The sequence below is a fragment of the Alteromonas genovensis genome, assembly GCF_010500895.1.
Taxonomy (GTDB): Bacteria; Pseudomonadota; Gammaproteobacteria; order Enterobacterales; family Alteromonadaceae; genus Alteromonas; species Alteromonas genovensis.
The window spans coordinates 218,395-236,312 of the sequence record NZ_JAAAWO010000001.1 but is presented as its reverse complement, the minus strand read 5'-3'; the positions used below and the strand labels follow the sequence as shown (position 1 = coordinate 236,312).

At 44.5% G+C, this 17,918-nt stretch carries 15 protein-coding genes; 8 read left to right on the top strand and 7 right to left on the bottom strand.

The genetic code is table 11. From position 1 onward, the window contains the following. The first annotated feature begins 16 nt into the window (after window positions 1-16). The 3 genes from GTQ48_RS17855 (at window position 17) to GTQ48_RS00940 (ending at window position 3,108) form a co-directional block, all read left to right on the top strand. Entirely contained in the window at window positions 17-2,155 is a 2,139-nt protein-coding gene (locus tag GTQ48_RS17855) for a diguanylate cyclase (RefSeq protein ID WP_163104558.1), read from the top strand. 4 nt (window positions 2,156-2,159) lie between these two features. After that, the gene (locus tag GTQ48_RS00945) at window positions 2,160-2,462 is read left to right on the top strand and encodes an ADP-ribosylglycohydrolase (protein ID WP_163104556.1); all 303 of its coding nucleotides are present in this window, start codon (window positions 2,160-2,162) and stop codon (window positions 2,460-2,462) included. Window positions 2,463-2,682: 220 nt separating this feature from the next. Beyond that, window positions 2,683-3,108 (top strand): hypothetical protein, encoded by a 426-nt coding sequence (locus tag GTQ48_RS00940; RefSeq protein ID WP_163104554.1) that lies wholly within the window; start codon window positions 2,683-2,685, stop codon window positions 3,106-3,108. Window positions 3,109-3,281: 173 nt separating this feature from the next. On the opposite strand, the gene prsR is transcribed toward GTQ48_RS00940, so the two are convergent. The 4 genes from prsR to GTQ48_RS00920 all read right to left on the bottom strand — a co-directional run bounded on the left by prsR (window position 3,282) and on the right by GTQ48_RS00920 (window position 10,296). Further along, window positions 3,282-4,643 (bottom strand): PEP-CTERM-box response regulator transcription factor, encoded by a 1,362-nt coding sequence (prsR, locus tag GTQ48_RS00935; RefSeq protein ID WP_163104552.1) that lies wholly within the window; start codon window positions 4,641-4,643, stop codon window positions 3,282-3,284. 110 nt (window positions 4,644-4,753) lie between these two features. Then, window positions 4,754-6,790 (bottom strand): XrtA/PEP-CTERM system histidine kinase PrsK, encoded by a 2,037-nt coding sequence (gene prsK, locus GTQ48_RS00930; RefSeq protein ID WP_163104550.1) that lies wholly within the window; start codon window positions 6,788-6,790, stop codon window positions 4,754-4,756. A gap of 172 nt (window positions 6,791-6,962) precedes the next feature. Next, the gene (locus GTQ48_RS00925; protein ID WP_163104548.1) at window positions 6,963-8,087 is read right to left on the bottom strand and encodes a beta-ketoacyl-ACP synthase III; all 1,125 of its coding nucleotides are present in this window, start codon (window positions 8,085-8,087) and stop codon (window positions 6,963-6,965) included. A 406-nt stretch (window positions 8,088-8,493) separates the two neighbouring features. Beyond that, a complete protein-coding gene (locus GTQ48_RS00920; protein WP_163104546.1) occupies window positions 8,494-10,296 on the bottom strand; it encodes a choice-of-anchor I family protein in 1,803 nt (600 codons plus the stop codon). A 440-nt stretch (window positions 10,297-10,736) separates the two neighbouring features. On the opposite strand from GTQ48_RS00920, the gene GTQ48_RS00915 reads away from it, so the two are divergent. After that, window positions 10,737-11,537 (top strand): M48 family metallopeptidase, encoded by an 801-nt coding sequence (locus tag GTQ48_RS00915; protein WP_163104544.1) that lies wholly within the window; start codon window positions 10,737-10,739, stop codon window positions 11,535-11,537. Window positions 11,538-11,604: 67 nt separating this feature from the next. Here GTQ48_RS00915 and GTQ48_RS00910 read toward each other — a convergent pair whose 3' ends face one another. Then, complete coding sequence (locus GTQ48_RS00910; RefSeq protein WP_163104542.1) at window positions 11,605-12,447, bottom strand: mechanosensitive ion channel family protein; 843 nt, start codon at window positions 12,445-12,447, stop codon at window positions 11,605-11,607. 994 nt (window positions 12,448-13,441) lie between these two features. Here GTQ48_RS00910 and GTQ48_RS00905 point away from each other — a divergent pair. The 4 genes from GTQ48_RS00905 to ruvX all read left to right on the top strand — a co-directional run bounded on the left by GTQ48_RS00905 (window position 13,442) and on the right by ruvX (window position 16,359). Next, the gene (locus tag GTQ48_RS00905) at window positions 13,442-14,170 is read left to right on the top strand and encodes a 16S rRNA (uracil(1498)-N(3))-methyltransferase (protein WP_163104540.1); all 729 of its coding nucleotides are present in this window, start codon (window positions 13,442-13,444) and stop codon (window positions 14,168-14,170) included. Between the two features lie 112 nt (window positions 14,171-14,282). Continuing rightward, window positions 14,283-15,239 carry a glutathione synthase gene (gene gshB, locus GTQ48_RS00900; RefSeq protein ID WP_163104537.1) on the top strand — a complete coding sequence of 319 codons (957 nt, stop codon included), beginning with the start codon at window positions 14,283-14,285 and terminating at the stop codon, window positions 15,237-15,239. A gap of 117 nt (window positions 15,240-15,356) precedes the next feature. Further along, window positions 15,357-15,923 carry a YqgE/AlgH family protein gene (locus GTQ48_RS00895; RefSeq protein WP_163104535.1) on the top strand — a complete coding sequence of 189 codons (567 nt, stop codon included), beginning with the start codon at window positions 15,357-15,359 and terminating at the stop codon, window positions 15,921-15,923. After that, complete coding sequence (ruvX, locus tag GTQ48_RS00890) at window positions 15,916-16,359, top strand: Holliday junction resolvase RuvX (protein WP_163104533.1); 444 nt, start codon at window positions 15,916-15,918, stop codon at window positions 16,357-16,359. The genes GTQ48_RS00895 and ruvX overlap by 8 nt, the downstream gene beginning before the upstream one ends. Before the next feature lie 75 nt (window positions 16,360-16,434). Here ruvX and GTQ48_RS00885 read toward each other — a convergent pair whose 3' ends face one another. Both GTQ48_RS00885 and GTQ48_RS00880 read right to left on the bottom strand, forming a co-directional pair. Beyond that, on the bottom strand, window positions 16,435-16,764 hold the full coding sequence (locus GTQ48_RS00885) for a putative signal transducing protein (protein ID WP_163104532.1): 330 nt from the start codon (window positions 16,762-16,764) through the stop codon (window positions 16,435-16,437). 33 nt (window positions 16,765-16,797) lie between these two features. Next, window positions 16,798-17,910 (bottom strand): PilT/PilU family type 4a pilus ATPase, encoded by a 1,113-nt coding sequence (locus GTQ48_RS00880; RefSeq protein WP_163104531.1) that lies wholly within the window; start codon window positions 17,908-17,910, stop codon window positions 16,798-16,800. Window positions 17,911-17,918 lie beyond the last annotated feature (8 nt).

Below are 17,918 nucleotides of genomic sequence, written 5' to 3'. Positions count from 1 at the left end.
ACTCAGGAGGAAGAACGTGATTTACAGCTTCAAGCTTATTCACTCGCTTGTTCTTTCTCTTTTATTAAGCAGTATCTTCGTCGTACCATCGTTTGCACAAAGTAATGAAAAAAACGAAGTCAATGAACTCAACGTTATCGGCGGACTTCTAGAAGCGAAAAGATATGCAGATGCTGACAGACAAGCGCTGCTTTTTATAGAAAGAGCGCTTCAAAAAGATAATGCACCGTCAGACTACCTACCGTTGGGAAAGCTGCTTCAAGCCTACTCACGATTCAAAGCTTCCAAAGCAGTATTAGACGCAGCACTTGAAACGTATACACGTGAAGGCCAATTACTCAACGTAGCTCGTTCACTTCTGCACCTAGCCAGCGCTGAACGGCACCTCTCAAATTACGTATCTGCAGAAGACTATTTACGTCGTGCCCTTTCGATTGCCGAAATGAGAAATGACAGACAGCTTAAAGCAGAAGTACATTTAGAGTTGGGCGTTGTATATAAAGAGCAAGATAAATTAGAGCTCGCTTTGGAGCCTTTGAAGCTCGCTTTGGCAGTGTTTCGCGACAACGACAACGTGACTTATTCAAGTCTTTGCTTGTCTCATATCGGGGATATTTACGCTTTACTAGGCCACACTACCCTCGCCTTTACGTATTATGACGATGCCTATTCTGCTGTTTCTAACTTAAGCGCAAATGTAGAAAATAAACGCTTATTGGGAATGATAAAAAGCAAAATGGGAAGTCTTCAGCTTAAAGACAACGAGAAAGAAGACGCGCTGCAATCAATTACTGATGGGCTTGATCTTCTTTTATCGACCAATGATGTTGGCGCCATTTTCGAGGCAAAGATGTTAATGGGCAAAGCGCTGTTAGAAACCGGAGACACAGTCAAAGGCACTGCTTTGTTGCAAGAGGCAATGAGTTTTGCGTTGGAATCAGGACAAATTGGTTTAGTCAATGATGTGCGCTTAGCGCTTGCTCAGGGCTATATGCGAGAACAAAAGTTTGACCGAGCGCTCATCTATGCGCGCGCAGGAACCGTTGACGCTCGAAAACATGGGAACTTGCGAGACCAATTACGCTTTTTAGCTATTCAGCTAAGCGCCAATGTTAGCCTTGGCGATTTCGAGAAAGCATTGGACATACAGTCGGTGGTTCAAGAACTTCGCGAGGCGCTTCTTAATTCCGAAACCCAGAATGCTGTAAAAGGGCTTCAAGCGGAAATTGAACTTGTTAGGCAGTCAGGAGAGCTTGAAAAATTAGAAGAGTCCAAACAGCTTGTTATTGCAAAAGCGGAGCGGGAAAAGCTAAAAAACACCCTTTTTTGGAGTGCATCTGTCGCGGTGTTACTCATGCTCTTTTTAATGTGGAGCAGGTTTAAGCAGCGCCAACAAACCATTATTTTACGCCGTGAAGTTAGGCAGCAAACTGAAACCTTACAAGAGAAGAATAGTGAATTAGAGCAAGCCTACAAAACCTTAGAGCATGTCAGCTTACGCGACCCACTCACGGGGTTATACAACCGACATTACTTGGAATCTCAACTACCTTCAGAGATTAAACGCAGTCAGATTGAAATTGACAATATATCTACGCCGTCAAAGAAGCGGGATCTTCTGTGTTTACTCATTGATATAGACCACTTTAAAAGTATTAATGATGATTATGGACATTTAGCAGGCGATAAGGTGCTTGAAGGTTTTTCATCTGTACTTAAAGAGGTGTTTAGGCATACCGATTTAATTATCCGCTGGGGCGGGGAAGAGTTTCTTGTAGTGTGCCGCCATTCCTCGCGAGAGGAGCTTCCTGAATTAGCAGAGCGTTGCCGAGCAACGGTGGCAAGCAATGTATTTAATATCGGCGATGACAAAACGGTTAAAGTTACCTGCAGTATTGGATTTTCACTACTTCCACCCAACGAAATTTCACATTTTGATAAGGCGTGGCAACGAACGTTTGCGGTCGTTGATTATGCCCTGTATGCCGCTAAACTTTCTGGTAGAAATGGGTGGATAGGGCTAATTGAAACGTATCACACGACAGACGCCAATCGAACGCCCTTAGACTGTAAGTTCGATTTTCCAAGTTCAAGAATAGCAACATCATTTAACAATATCGCTAGTATTCAATGGCCTGAAGAAGTAACGAGGTAGCAGTATGTATAGGGGAAATTGCAAATGCCAAGCTGTGCATTTTGAATTAGCCGATGGCAACCATCTAGAAGCCTATTCATCGATGTCACTGCCAACAGATGACAGTAAAATGTTACTTGAGGCTGATAGACAGCATGTCATTGTAGATTGCGCACCATCAAGTGTCGCACGACTCCATGCTTCAAGCGGCGAAACACATCATGTTTGCAATATATGTGGGTCGCTGTTGTTTGTGGAAGTAAAGCCAGATACTTTCCAGCTTGAAGTCATGTTTGCAGGGCACAGTAAACCGATTGGTTTCACCTAAGTTAATGGCTCCATTTAATACACTACGGTATTGACCCATTGCGGTTTCTTCTTTGTGGGCGCTAACTCTCACTATACAAATACTTCTCACACTTTGCTTTAGAATTAGGCTAGACTCGTGAAGTTAAGCGTAAGCTGAGGTGTGGTAGATTCATTACCTGTTCTACGCTTATCAACTTGTGACACCAGCACTCAAATTATCCGGCAAAAGGGGTTTTACCATGAAAACAAAAACAGTCGCGCTAGCACTACTACTTACCACTCTTGGCGTAGCAGGCTGCTCTGATCAGAAAGAAGAGCCGAAAGAAGAAGTAATGGCTGAAATGGAAAAGGCAGGCGAAGCAACTGCTGATACCTATGAAGATGCAAAAGAGAAAGCAGCAGATTCATGGGATAAGACCAAAGATGCAACATCTGATGCCTACGAAGAAGGTAAAGACATGGCGTCTGATGCATACGAAGACGGCAAAGATATGGCTTCTGATGCATACGAAGACGGTAAAGAAATGGGTTCTGATATGATGGACAAAGGCGCTGAAAAATCTGAAGAGCTGAAAGATGCGGCATCAGAAAAAATGCGCGAAGCGTGTATCGAAATGAAGAAAAAAATGGGTGGCGACGTTAGCGAATGCGACACGCAAGACTAATTTAGTGAATGCGATAGGTAAGGCTAATTCAACGAATCTGAATTTCCTTACTACTTAGCAAGTTGCCCTGTGAAGTGTTGGTTGGCGTAAGCCACCCAACACTTTATTTTACAGAGACTATTTAACAGGTCTCGTTCTTTACTGGCGCAAATGCAAAAACCCGGTTATCTAGCTCAGTCGCTACTTTTAATATCTTCCATGTGATATTTATCGATAAGCGAATAAAGCGTTGGCCTTGTAACCCCGAGTAACTCCGCAGTTTTAGACATGTTCTTTTCAGCTTTTTGATAAGCGTTTCGAATGGCCTTACTTTCGGCTATTTCTCGCACTTCCCTTAAATTTAATGTGGTGGGCTCGTCAACACCATCTGCAGGTAACAACCCTAAATCATCTGGCTGTATCACCGTTCCCTCGGCCATAATTACCGCTGATTTGAGTTTATTCTGCATTTCCCGGATATTGCCAGGCCATTTGTGAGCAAGCAGGGCGTTAACAGCAGATTCGGAAAAACTTTTTGCTTTCGCTTTAAATTCTTCCCGATAAATATTGAGAAACGTTCGTGCGAGTAAAATGACATCCTGATCCCGGTCTCTCAAAGGTGGGATCATAATAGGCATTTCCCCTACCCTGTAATATAAATCTTCTCTGAATGTTTCGTTCGCCACCATTGCCTGCAAGTCTCTGTGGGTTGCACAGATAACTCGTATATCGACGGGTATCTCACTTCTTCCACCTACACGTTCGATAATGCGCTCTTGAAGAAAACGCAGCATTTTAGCCTGCAGTCCAATCGGCATATCGCCAATTTCATCAAGAAATAGAGTCCCGCCCTGGGCAGTTTCGATTTTACCGAGCGTGGTTTTGTTAGCTCCGGTAAATGCCCCTTTTTCATAACCAAACAGCTCACTTTCAAGTAAGTTTTCCGGTATGGATGCGCAGTTAATAGCCACAAACGGCTTATCTTTGCGCGGACTATGTTCGTGAATACTGCGGGCAAACACCTCTTTACCCGTACCACTTTCCCCAAGAAGCAACGTGCTAATGTCAGTATTTGCTATTTTTTCTGCGCGTCTTACCACCGTTTGAATGGCTTCGCTGTTTCCTACAATTCGAGACATGCCGGTACGAGTGCGGGCTAAAATAGCGTTCTCGTGTTCCAATTTTGCTAAGTTTAAGGCGCGATTTACTAGCAGCTTTATCGTATCTGAATCGATAGGTTTTTGATAAAAGTCATAAGCACCAAAATCGATGGCCTTTAGTGCATTTTGTTTATCGCTGTTGCCCGTTACCACTATTACTTTTGTACGAGGCGCGAGAGAAATTATATCGTGAAGTATACGCAGCCCCTCTGAGGCGTTTGCAGGGTCTGGAGGGAGTCCTAAGTCAAGAGTAACAACTTTGGGCTCATGACGTCGCAACTGAGCAATTGCCGAGGTGTGATCATCGGCAAACACAATGTTGTAGTCGGTTAAACTCCACTTGAGCTGCTTTTGGATACCGAGGTCATCATCAACTACCAGTATGGTATCTGTCATCTTGTCATCCTATTCTTCTACTTCATCCTACGCCGCGAACAATCCACTGCGCTCGTATTTGATTGGGTGCTTACTGCGCCTAAGCGCTATTTTGCGAAAGGTATCATCGCTTACTCTATGGGAAAATGCAGAGTAAAACAGCTTCCTTTTCCCACTTCACTTTGTACGGTAAGTTTGCCGCCAATAGACTCTAGGTAGGTTTTTGCATCGTAAGCGCCAATGCCCATACCTGCATTTCCTTTAGTCGTATCAAAGGGTTTGAAGAGGCGCTCTTCAATAAAGGCTCTTTCCATGCCGGTACCGGTATCTTCAATCATGATCATTTGCGTGCGCTCTGCGCCATCAACCGTCAATACCACATCAACCTCGCCATCATCTGCGGTAGCCTGCTGAGCATTACTGATTAAGTGATAAAGTACATTGGCCACTTTCTCTTTGTCCACAATAACAGATTCTTCTTTCATCAAATGGACTTTTGGTATCGGAGAAATTGAACTGCAGCGCTGCGTTACCACCTCATCGACTATTCGCGATAGATACTGATCATCATTCACACTCTCTTCAATGACCTTCTTATCGGTTAATTGTTTCAGCATTTTTTCCATACGCGCTTTTGTGTGCTCAAGCGTCTCAAACGTATCTTCAATGAATTCGGGATTGTGTTTGTGCTGCTGCGCATTAGCAAGAATGAGGTCTACCTGAGCAAGCACGTTTTTCAAATCGTGTAGCACAAATGCGGACATTCGATTGAAAGCTGCAAATTGTGCATTCTCAGCAACGACTTGAGCAGCTTCATGATGTTGTATAAAGGTGCCGACTTGCTCTGATACTGCGTTGAGGTAATCTTTAACTTCCCAATTCAATGCGACTTTTTCTTTATCGCCCGCGGCTAACACGGCAAAGCCCCATACCTGGGCATCTTGCATGAAGGGTATGAATAGTTGGTAATCCCACTGTTTTAATACTTCCCTATCAAGCTTTAACCCTTCATAGTCAAAGGGTTTTACCAAATAAGCATCCGTATCGATTACCCACCCTTTTTCGCCACTATATTCAATTAGTTGCGTGAGCATAGCGTGCTGCTTTTCATTCAGACTTGTATCGCCAGACGGTGAGGCCGCGGCGACGCAATCGAGGCCCCTTTTTGATACTTTGAACAACAAACCTGAGTCGTATTGAACTGCATTTAATAGACCGGTTAACCCCGAATGATAAACGTCTGCCGTGCTATCCCCTGAGCGGGTTAACCATTTAGTAAGCTTTACCCACTCCACTCGATAATCGTATTGATTAGCAAAAAAGTGCTTGGTGATGAAAATTTTGATTTTTGTTCGAAATGCATTTGATAAAAAGACAGTGGCTAACAAGGCGAAAGACATAACCACCAAAATAATTTGTACTGTGGCGCCCCAGCTCCCCCCTACGAAGTTAATCGCATAGCCAACAACGGCCATGACAAATAAATAGCCACCAGCCACAAGTAACAGCGAGCTATGAAGTACCACATCTCTGGATATAAAAATGTCGATACCCCAGTGATGGATACGACGAATAGAGATAACGAGGAGCGGCATGAGAAGGAAATAGATATAACCGCGCGCTGCGATGTACCCGACTTCGACCTGGTTCACCATGGTTGCATTCGCATAGGTGACAAATTCAAATACATTTGCCGCGCCAAGGTAAATGATGAGGGGTTTAAACGCCCACTGTTCTCGCCCAGCTTGGCGATAGACAACCTCGAGTAGTACTAACACCTCCAGCGACAGCACAATGAGGGTTAGAAAACGCCACGTAGGGTCAATAGCAAATAGGTAGGGAGCAACAAGTGCGACTATGGCAGGCGCTATGATCATTAATGTCGCAGGGCGACGAAGCACGTGATGAAGATTTTGAAAATTAGTTTGAATACAGCCAGCAAGGAAAAGAAGCCACGCCAGCTGTTTGACTATGTCGACAGTGAGTAACCAGTTTAGCGAAATAGGCCCAAACAACACCGTAATTAAACTTGTCGACCAAACGAATGTGGTGGCAGTAGCGAGTACGAGCAAATGCTTCGCTACACCTGGCTTCCTTACCGTTAGCAATAAAAGTAGCAGTGCTAAATGCGCTAGGCTATTTAGCCCATAACCTAAATCTGAAACCATCCCTTCGCTGTCATCCTAGTAAGTCTTATTATTTGGGTGCCGATAGGCTATTTCTCTTAAGCGCTCTTTTAAAGCGCTGTTCTTGTAACCATCTATACGTACTTATTTTTACGTACTTGGCTTGAAACACTTATTTTCGAGTTCTTGTCTTCAAGTGTCTGTTTTTAAATGCTCAGCGTTTTTTAACGACCAATGAGCCAATTGAGTAACCAGCACCAAATGAACATAGCACGCCCACATCACCAGAGACTAGGTCTTGATGATGCAATCCAAACGCAATCACTGACCCTGCTGACGCTGTGTTAGCATACTCATCTAGCACAATTGGCGCTTCTTGTTGCGTGGCGTCTCTGCCAAGCAGGCGCTTACAGATCAATGTATTCATGTTGATATTCGCCTGATGGAGCCACCATCGTTTCACTTGCGCAGGCGTAATATTGTGTCTTTCTAAATGCGCTTCTATGTGTGAGGCCGCCATGGGGCAAACTTCTTTGAACACTTTGCGCCCTGCCTGATGGAACAACTTGTCGACACCGTAGGGTTCAACGTCTTCGGCTCTCGTTAAATAACCAAAGTTTGAACGTATATTGTTTGAAAACTTGGTTACCGCTTTTGTGCTCAGCACGTCATATACATGCTCGCTTTTTGCAGTATCAGCTAATTCCATAACGGTTGCTGTGGCTACGTCGCCAAATATGAAATGGCTATCACGGTCGGTATAGTTTATTTGCGGCGATACTAGCTCGGGGTTTATCACCAACACTCGAGAAGCGTTGCCGGCACTTAACATTTCAAATGCTCTGTGCATTCCAAACGTTGCAGCTGAACATGCTACAAGCATGTCAAAGCCAAACCCTTCTATGTTCAGTGCTTCTTGTACTTCAATGGCAATTGCGGGATATGCCCGTTGCGTATAAGCACACGAAACAATAACGGCATCTATCTCTTCTGCATTTACGTTCGCTGAATCAAGCGCCAAGCGCGCAGCTTCAACAGCGATTTCAGCCTGATGGGACAAGGCGTCATCACTGCGAGGAGAAATTTTGGGCTTCATTCGCTCGATATTCAAAGCACCTTCTTTCTGATAGATATATCGGCTTTTAATTCCTGATGCTTTTTCGATGAATTCAGCACTTGAATAAGGCATTGGCGCAACGTCGCCGCTTTCGATGTCCTGTTTATTCTTTTCGTTGAAACTGTCTACATACGCATTGTAACTTGCTACCAATTCTTCGTTGGTGATGCTTTCTTCAGGGTGCCAGACACCCACGCCACTTATCACGACTTGCTGAGACATAGTTACTCTCTTCTAATTATACGCTTCTATTATTTGGTGAGCCTAGATGGTAAATACAGGGGCACAAACCCTATTATTTAAGCAATCGCTTGCGCCTTGATTTACGGCTGAATCACCTACGCATCAATATTAAAGGCATTAATACACAGTCTGTGTATTTGAATTAGGCAAACCTTCGATATCTTTGCTCGCGGGCATCCTATAAAACGCCACTTCTTTTACCATAGCTTACCTCAATCAAGTCGCTCTGTAACTATTCTCCAACATCGAGGCGCTCTTACATTACTCAGTGAGTCCGCAGTATATTAATGCTCTAGAGTGACTCGCAAACCCCTGATACAAAAAAACCCGCTTTTAAGCGGGTTTTTGTCACTAATGCAAAACACTAGGTTGCTGTCACATTTTATTACAACTGGCTAATTTGCCATACCGAAACGGTACCACTTACTTCGTTTCCGACAACTAATAACGCTTCACCGCTTGGGCTGTCTTCTGCACTAACAAACACTAAACTCTCAGGCGCTAAGTCGCCAATCACATCGTCAGAAGTTAAGCCTTCAGTTAGGTCACGGTTAATGACGTATTCGGTAAATTGCGCATCATACGGATTAGTCACATCGTAAACGAAAATGCCGCCCATGCGCTCTAGACCAATAAAGGCGTAAGTACGATCGCCAATTTGACCAACAGTAATGGCTTCCGGCTCAGGCCCTTTGTTTTCAGAGCGTGAATCGCCTTCGTTTACATCATTGTCGTTATTAAACTGCGCTCCGTGCACCGACGCCGTGATGCGTTCAAAATCATCACCCGAATCGAAAACAACTAAACCGTTTTGGTCCCAGATTGTGAATGAACGTGCACCGTAGGTAAATGCAGCGTCGTACTCACCGTCGTTGTCAGCATCACCCATGGCTGTTGTAACACGTAAATCATCCGCTTCACCAGTGGCTTGCAACATCGCTAATTCGGAGTTTGCTTCTGCAACTAAATCGCCCACTTGTACTTCATCGGTGTACGCTAAACAGCCATCGTCTTCATCAAACGAAACGCCACCTGCAGCGGTACATGCAGCATCATCAGCAGCATCAAAGAAGTATTCACGAGCATCACCTTCGTTAGCTGTCACAATGAAGGTAGCGTCTTTCCAAGTAAAAGTAGCAAGGCTGTCAGGCTGATATACGCCGTATAGACCAGTGTACTGACCGAAGCTCACTGAACTGTCTTCTTGAATATCGATATTCAAATCAGCCCATGCTTTAGTACCTAACCCAACAACATCAACGGTCAACTCTTCTAAATCAAGCACCGCTAGGCCATTATTTTCTTGCAAGCTGACGTACGCTACGTCATTCGTTGCTGCAATGTACTCAGGCTCTAAATCTTGCGCCACTGTCGTTGCAATGGCAGTCCCATTGATTGTGCGACCAGATGGGTTGGGGAACATCATGCCCTGTGCCATAAGCTCGGCTTGTGAACCGTTGAATGCGGTGAACCCAACGGTGGTTCCCGTTTCTTCTGGTTCGCCACTGGCAAGTACATTAATAACTGAAATCGAACCAACCGGGTCTACCGTGTAATCGTCTGAAGGCTCGCCTTCGTTAGCCACTAACACTTTACCGCCATCGGGAGTGAACGTAACCATATCTGGTAGCGCGCCCACTTCTACCGAATCTAAAAATGCCGGCGTTGCGCTATCTAAGCCGTTGTAGAAAAGCACATAGCCATTGTCAGTTTTCACTGCTGCGGATACGGCAACAGCCATAAGATCACCGCTGACCGCAATGCTATTAACACCGCCTAGGGCAACACCATTGATGTCTGCTGGTAAATCAACAGTAGAAGGCGTTAGGTTAATTGTGTTTATCGGGTCGCCCAATGCCGCTGTAGTGACAGTGCCTGCAGGAATAACCGCTATAGTATTGGTTGAGGTGTTAGTCGCGTAAATCGTTTGGGTATCAGCGTGATATTGAACAATTTCCGCAGCGCCTTGATTACCTAAAAATGCACGACCAACAACATCTAAGGCAATACCAATTGAAGCATCAGTACCGTCAGAACCATCTGCGCCAGGAGTTCCCTGTTCACCCTGAGGCCCTTGAGCACCCGTTTCGCCTTGCTCGCCATCGTCGCCGTCTAGACCACAACCCGTTAACGATGCAGACACAAGAAGGGCGAGTAATCCGTACTTGAATTTATTACGCACTGCCATTTTTATTTCCTTTTTTATTAGTGTGTTATTCAGTGTTGAACTGTTGAAATAGGTATCGCTTCCTGCGCACTAGTACAATCAGCAGGTGTAGGTATCTGTTCAACATTATTCCAGTACAACAGAAATATCATGTAACTTCTATGTATAAATTAAAGTCAGTTTATGACACAAATATTAATTTGGCAAAGGCTTTACCAAGGGCTATCAACTACTTATTTAGCGATGATATTTTTCTCATTACATGTCGCGGTAACGACTAAGTTATTTAGCTACTATTGATGTATCAAAAATAGATGTATGCTTGGCAATAGCCTTTTGGCCTTTGGTCTGCACGTTTTGCGTTTATATTAGGCCGCGTTGACCTAGTAGTGCTTAAAAACTGCAAACCAAAGATCATCAGGCTCAAAACCAAACGATGTTAAAGACACAAAGGACTCAAAATGAAATTGAAATTCACCTTATCAGCGGCGGTGGCCGCAGCGCTCGCACTATCAGCCTGTGCTACCTCCCCAACTGGCAGAAACCAAGTGCTGCTTTTTTCTGACTCCCAGTTATCTGAGATGGGAGCACAAGCGTTTTCAGGCATGAAAGAAGAACTCAAAGTTTCTACAAAGCCTGTGCAAAATACCTACGTAGAATGTATTGCCAATGCAATTACTGCACAGGTGCCAGCTTCTGTATTCGATGGGCAATGGGAAGTGGTTGTTTTTGATGACGAGCAAGTCAATGCATTTGCCTTACCTGGCGGTAAAATAGGAGTTTATACTGGCCTTCTTGGCGTTGCACAAAACCAGCACCAGCTTGCAGCGGTAATAGGCCATGAAGTAGGACACGTAATCGCTGAACACGGTAACGAGCGCATGTCTCAATCTACCTTAATTAATATGGGTACTCAGGCAGCAGGCCAAGTACTAGCAGCGAATGAAGTGCCTCAGTCGGGCCCTATTATGGCGGCTATCGGGTTAGGTATGCAGGTTGGCGTTCAATTACCTTTCAGCAGAACTCACGAATCAGAGGCCGATGAAATAGGTCTTCAGCTAATGGCAAAGTCTGGCTTTGACCCTCGTCAGTCTGTCAACCTTTGGCAGAACATGGAGGCAGCGAGTGGAGGAAATAGCCCAATGGAGTTTTTATCTACTCACCCGGCTCCGCAAACGCGTATTGCAGATTTAAGAGCAAATATGAGTCCAGCGCTTGCTGATTATCAAGCCACGAACAATCGTCCCAATTGTAAGCAGTAATCAAAAATATCAGTAATAAAAAACGCCGCTTAAAAGCGGCGTTTTTGTTTATCTAGCTGGCGCAGTCTTATTCGCCATCTGTTTTATGCAAATGCACATCCATTTGCGGAAACGGAATAGAGATGCCTTCTTGATCGAAACGCAATTTAACCGCTTCAGTAAAGTCGAACTTAACGCCCCAGAAATCCGCTGCATTAACCCATGGGCGAACCACAAAGTTCACACTGCTATCGGCAAGTTCAGATACTGCAACCGTAGGCGCTGGCTCTGCTAAAATTCGTTCATCAGCTGAAACCATTTCTTGAAGTATTTGCTTCGCTTTCAATAAATCAGCGTCGTAGCCAATACCTACAACCATATCTACACGACGAGTTTCCTTAGCCGAGTAATTGGTAATATTACCACTGTAGATATTACCGTTTGGTACGATAATTTCTTTATTGTCAGGCGTTGTCATTGTCGTTGTGAAAATGCCAATCTTTTTAATTGAGCCCGCAGTACCACCCGCTTCAACAAAATCACCCGCTTTAAATGGTTTGAATAAAAGAAGCATTACGCCCGCAGCGAAGTTCTTGAGCGAGTCTTGTAATGACAAACCAATGGCTAGGCCAGCTGCACCTAAAATAGCGACAAGCGATGTGGTATCAACACCAAGTTGGTCTAGCGATGCCACAATAACGAAAAGCATTAATATGGCGCTAATGATTGCTTCTAAGAAATCAACGAGCATGTCGTCGTATTTAGATTTGGCCATTACGCGTCGGAAAACTGACAGCAACAGACCGACGACAATTTTACCAATTACATAAATTGCGATTGCCATGGCGATATTAATGCCCCATGGAATTGCGTAGTCATTTATATACCTTTCAACGTCACTTGCAGAAAAGAGCGAGAGTTGTTCTTCCATAATTATTCCTTGTTGAGTTTGTAGTAACTATGCAACTCACGGTATCAGTAAAAACTAACATCACCAATAGTTAAACTAAGTTAATCTTCAAAACTAAGCTAAAGTCTAACGCTGACGCAGCTTATAGAGGGCATTCATTATCCAAAAGTAGTAAGTTTTATGGTTATAAATTTACGATTTCTGGTATCGTTGCAAATAAATTTTGATTTCATTTCGAACTTAATTTTGTGTTCACTCACCTGTCACATTTCTCACCTAAGCTCTAGGCATTGTCTGAGGGCGTGTTGTTCTTTGCTGTACAACAAAGAGCAACACGCCTTGGTTTACGTATTAATTTAAATACTTCATTTTAAATCTTCATATTGATCACATAGATAGCTTTTTAGACAGTATAAGAAGAAAAATGCTGATGTTTTTTTAATCAAAAAAGTTTACACTAGGGCTTCACGGATGGTGCATTAGGAAATTGCGTCGACTTTTAAATGAAAGTCGGTTCATTGGACTCCTAATGCAAAGACATTAAGTACGCTGTTGTATAAAACCCACAGCCACACTGATGCTTTAGTAGATTATTATAAAAAAGGATTATCGTATGTTGCTCTTAACCACGTTATTCACTGTCGTTGCTGGAATTTTTCTTTATTCTTTGCGATCAGACACCGGCAAACATACCAAACACGCACGAGCTCAACGGGACATGAACCGCAATAAAAGCGAAAATGCAGTGCCGGCGTCTACTCACTCTCTACAGTCGGATTCCACAGATTCAGCTCGCGCTGCGTAGTCGCCTCTGTTTAACATTCGCACGGTTTCTGCCACGCTTTCTCACTTTATTGCGTCGCTCGTTGGCTTAACTCAATTGCAAATGTTTACAGTAAAGTAGCTAAAGAAAGAACGTGTTTAAACGTGTTATCGCCGATTTCGCTGATGTCGGCGTTGCATGTCGCCCCCCTCCCCACGTATTATACGCAAAAACGACAACTGCAAATTTTTCATGCGTATACCTAGAGTTTATTACCCCGATCCTATCGCCTTAGAACAAGAATTTGAGCTTACCCAAGAAGCAGGACATCATGTTGCAACGGTTTTACGCCTGAAACCTAATCGACCGATTGTTTTGTTTAACGGCGATGGCAATGAGTACAGTGGAATAATCATCAGTGTTCAGCGGAAAAACGTTATCGTTGAGATTGATGCCTGCTTGTCTGTCTCTAATGAGTCACCTCTGCACCTGCATTTAGGTCAAGGCGTTTCTAAAGGTGACCGAATGGATATGGTGTTGCAAAAGAGCGTTGAATTGGGCGTAAGTGAAATCACCCCAATCATCACTGAGCGGTGTGTAGTGAAATTAGAGCCATCACGCTGGGAGAAAAAGCTGCAACAATGGCAAAAAATTATCCTGGGTGCCTGTGAGCAAAGCGGTCGAAACAGAGTGCCTACGCTTAATGAGCCAGTTTCTCTTGTTCAGTGGTTGTCTCAATCTACTTCTAGTTCTCGTATCGTCCTTGCACCGGGTGCGTCACAGCCTCTTGCTAAGCAACCCTACAATACCCAAGGATACAGATTACTAGTGGGACCGGAGGGCGGCCTTTCTGAGACAGAAATCCATCAAGCCAATGAAAATGGATACTTATCGGTAAGCTTAGGTCCACGAATTTTAAGAACAGAAACTGCAGCCCTCACGTCGTTAAGCATACTGCAAGCTCAACATGGCGATTTCTGAGTAGCCTGAATCCTGTTAAAGGAACGCCGCTGTCTTGAACTGTGGTAGAGCGCCCCAACATAAAGGGGTATAAGGTCATAGTGACTACCGTTAATTTTAAAGCGAGAACCTAATGCAATATACTGTCGGCGTAATCATGGACCCCATTGAGGCCATCACACCATACAAAGATACCAGCCTCGCAATGATGCTAGAAGCTCAGCGCCGCGGTGCAACTGTAGTGTATTTTGAACTTAAGGACCTTTACTTAGAAAACGGTAAGCCAATGGGATTGGCGAAAACGGTAACAGTGAAAGATCAGCCCGCAGACTTCTACGAGATTACAGAAACCAATGCGGTTCACCTTGGTGATATCGACGTATTGCTTATGCGTAAAGATCCGCCATTTGACAGCGAATTTCTCTATGCCACTCAAATGCTGTCTCTGGCACAAGATGCAGGCGCTCTTGTTGTAAATAACCCTCAGGCGTTGCGAGATTACAACGAAAAGCTGTTTACTTCATACTTCCCTGAACATATTCCCGCTACGCTTGTTGCTAATAACCAAGTGCCAATTCGTGAATTTCACGCTAAGTACCAAGATATTATTTGTAAACCTCTTGACGGCATGGGCGGAGCTTCCATATTTCGTGTGAAGCCTGACGGCAATAACCTTGGGGTCATCATTGAAACACTGACTCACTTAGGCACGCGCTATATGATGGTTCAAGAATATTTGCCGCAAATAAAAGACGGTGACAAGCGCGTACTCATTGTAGACGGTGAAGTTATTCCTTATTGCTTGGCTCGCTTACCTACCAAGGGAGAAACTCGGGGTAATTTAGCCGCCGGCGGTACCGGACGGCCCCAACCCATTTCTGAATCAGACAGAGCGTTAGCAGAAGCCATTGCACCAACGCTGAAAGAGAACCACATTCTTTTTGTTGGGCTTGATGTGATTGGCAATAAAATAACGGAAATAAACATTACTAGCCCCACATGCGTACGAGAAATTGAACGTCATTTCGGTATCAACATTATGGCGAAGCTGTTTGAGGCAATAGAGAATCGCTTGGCACTGAAGGCTTAGTGCAACCTAGGCTTGGTAAAACCCAGGCCTAGTAAAAGCTAGGCTTGACGAAACTCAGCCTTTATAAAAACTGAACGCGATAAATTTTGAGAGAAATACACTGAAAGTGAAAAAAATATGACAGAGTTAACGAGTTTAAAAAATCACTTTTTGGTAGCAATGCCAAGCTTAGACGACCCTTATTTTTCTCGCTCTTTGATTTATGTTTGTGAACATGATTCAGAAGGCGCCATGGGAATTGTGGTGAATCAACCCTCCACAATGAATGTGAAGCAACTTCTAGAGCAAACCGATAAAGAACTCACGGTGTCAGACGATAAAGCCGAAGAAATCGTACTCGCTGGCGGCCCAATAAGTCAGGAACGAGGATTTGTATTGCACTCTACGCAAAAAGGCTGGGCCTCGAGTTTGGCCTTAGCACCAAGGGTAATGGTTACAACGTCAAAAGACATTTTAACCGCCATCGGTAACGATGAAGGTCCTGATGATGCCATTATCGCTCTGGGGTTTGCCGGTTGGTCTAAAGGGCAGTTGGAGCAGGAAATGCAAGATAACGCATGGCTAACGATTGAAGCTGATGAGGAAATCTTATTTCACACTCCCATCCATAAGAAATGGCAAGCTACTGTCAACAAGCTCGGCGTAGATGTGTGGCAATTAGCGCCAGGCTCTGGTCATGCCTAAAATGGGAAATAAACTTGGCAACAGAACCATACTTTCCTTCGATTTTGGTACCAAAAGCATTGGCGTTGCCGTAGGCCAAGAAGTCACAGGTACCGCATCGCCCCTTCCCGCTTTGAAAGCCAGAGACGGCATTCCCGATTGGGACCTTATCGAAACCTTATATAAGGATTGGCTTCCTGATGTGGTCGTTGTTGGGCTACCGCTAAATATGGACGGGACCGAGCAGCAGATGACCCAGCGGGCTCGTAAGTTTGCTAACCGCTTGCACAATCGCTTTAAGATTAAGGTAGAAGTGTGCGACGAGCGGCTAACTACCACCGACGCTAAAGCCATGCTGTTCGAGCTAGGTGGGTATAAAAAACTGACTAAAGAGAAAGTTGATAGTGTGTCGGCGTGCGTTATTTTTACTAGCTGGATAGAAAACGCCTACGAGTAAGGCTTTAAAACGGTTTTTAAGCGTCGGCGCCTGAGAACTTCTCCTTTACTACTGGCCCTGTTGATTCTCGTAGCCCTATAGAGCATCGCCGCATTGCCAGCAAACTTCAAACGCACTGCCATTTTCTTCACCGCAACTGCTGCATACCCATTCGCGCCCCTCTTGGCCCTTCCCACCTTGGCTAGATGCAAAATTAGCTTTAATGCCGTCCACTACCTTTGAAGCGCGATGAAACCACGTATCATCAACCAGCCACAGCTCTTGCTGTGCTTCTTGCCATGGCAGTTCCCCAAGTGCTCCGCTAGCAAACTCATTTTTTACCATGTAGGGAATACTAAGCGCATCAAGCTCGCTGCGCACTGCCTGAAGTTCAAACGCATGCTCAGAAGAAAACAGTTTTTTCAAGCAGTCACTCCCGCGGCGCTCCATGTCATGTGGCTATTCATCCATATCAAAAGACACATTCGATAGCGTTCCCAAACTTGAGTTATCACTGGCATCTAGCTTAATCATAAGGCGAAGGTCATTTGGTGAGTCAGCGTGATGCAGCGCTTGGTCCATTTCAATTCGCCCTTGCTTATACAGGTCGTATAGGGCCATATCAAAGCTCTGCATGCCCTGCTCTTTCCCCTTTTTCATCGCTTCTTTTAGGCTGCCAATCTCGTTGCGTTGAATAAGGTCGCTTACCAGCGGCGTATTGAGTAGCACTTCTATTGCCGCTACTCGGCCTTTCCCGTCTGGCGTAGGCACTAATTGCTGCGCAACAATGGCGCGGATGTTTAGGCTTAAATCGAAACGCAGCTTGTCATGCATATCTTTTGGCGCAAGATGCATTATTCGCTCAATGGCCTGATTGGCATTGTTTGCGTGCAACGTAGCGACACATAAATGACCTGTATCGGCAAACGACATGGCATACTCCATTGTCTCCATAGAGCGAATTTCACCAATAAGAATGACATCCGGCGCTTGGCGCAAGGAGCTTTTTAACGCATCGTCAAAAGACTGGGTGTCTATACCCACTTCACGCTGGGTAATAACGCAGTTGTTGTGTTCGTGCACAAATTCAATTGGGTCTTCAATGGTAAGAATATGGCCATGAGAGTTTTCATTTCTGTGGCCAATTAGCGCGGCTAATGATGTTGATTTACCGGTGCCGGTTCCCCCAACAAATAGCACGAGCCCGCGTTTTGCCATAATTATTTCTTTTAAGACTCTCGGCAGCCCTAAATCATCGGCTTTGGGGATTTGAGTCACAATACGCCTAATAACCATTCCCGCTTGGTCACGCTGCCAAAAAGCAGAGCAACGAAAACGCCCAATTCCCTCTCTAACGATAGCAAAGTTACATTCTTTTGATGTATGAAACTCGTGTTGCTGCTTTTCTGTCATCGCTTCATGAACCAAAGACAACGCTAATTCTTCAGAAGTGTCTGATTCGGAGATGGGCGTTAGCTTGCCGTTAATTTTTGCACTAATTGGAAAGTTGGCCGTGACGAATAAATCTGAGGCATTACCGTCGATCATTTTTTGTAAAAGCGAATCTAGCATTATGGTTC

Bases quoted from the DNA above. Each gene is read 5' to 3' on its own strand.
- gshB (WP_163104537.1), top strand. From the start codon at position 14,283: ATGCAATATACTGTCGGCGTAATCATGGACCCCATTGAGGCCATCACA.
- ruvX (WP_163104533.1), top strand. From the start codon at position 15,916: ATGCCTAAAATGGGAAATAAACTTGGCAACAGAACCATACTTTCCTTC.
- GTQ48_RS00940 (WP_163104554.1), top strand. From the start codon at position 2,683: ATGAAAACAAAAACAGTCGCGCTAGCACTACTACTTACCACTCTTGGC.
- prsR (WP_163104552.1), bottom strand. From the start codon at position 4,643: ATGACAGATACCATACTGGTAGTTGATGATGACCTCGGTATCCAAAAG.
- GTQ48_RS00880 (WP_163104531.1), bottom strand. From the start codon at position 17,910: ATGCTAGATTCGCTTTTACAAAAAATGATCGACGGTAATGCCTCAGAT.
- GTQ48_RS00945 (WP_163104556.1), top strand. From the start codon at position 2,160: ATGTATAGGGGAAATTGCAAATGCCAAGCTGTGCATTTTGAATTAGCC.
- GTQ48_RS00925 (WP_163104548.1), bottom strand. From the start codon at position 8,087: ATGTCTCAGCAAGTCGTGATAAGTGGCGTGGGTGTCTGGCACCCTGAA.
- GTQ48_RS00910 (WP_163104542.1), bottom strand. From the start codon at position 12,447: ATGGAAGAACAACTCTCGCTCTTTTCTGCAAGTGACGTTGAAAGGTAT.
- GTQ48_RS00905 (WP_163104540.1), top strand. From the start codon at position 13,442: ATGCGTATACCTAGAGTTTATTACCCCGATCCTATCGCCTTAGAACAA.
- GTQ48_RS00895 (WP_163104535.1), top strand. From the start codon at position 15,357: ATGACAGAGTTAACGAGTTTAAAAAATCACTTTTTGGTAGCAATGCCA.
- GTQ48_RS00915 (WP_163104544.1), top strand. From the start codon at position 10,737: ATGAAATTGAAATTCACCTTATCAGCGGCGGTGGCCGCAGCGCTCGCA.
- prsK (WP_163104550.1), bottom strand. From the start codon at position 6,790: ATGGTTTCAGATTTAGGTTATGGGCTAAATAGCCTAGCGCATTTAGCA.
- GTQ48_RS00920 (WP_163104546.1), bottom strand. From the start codon at position 10,296: ATGGCAGTGCGTAATAAATTCAAGTACGGATTACTCGCCCTTCTTGTG.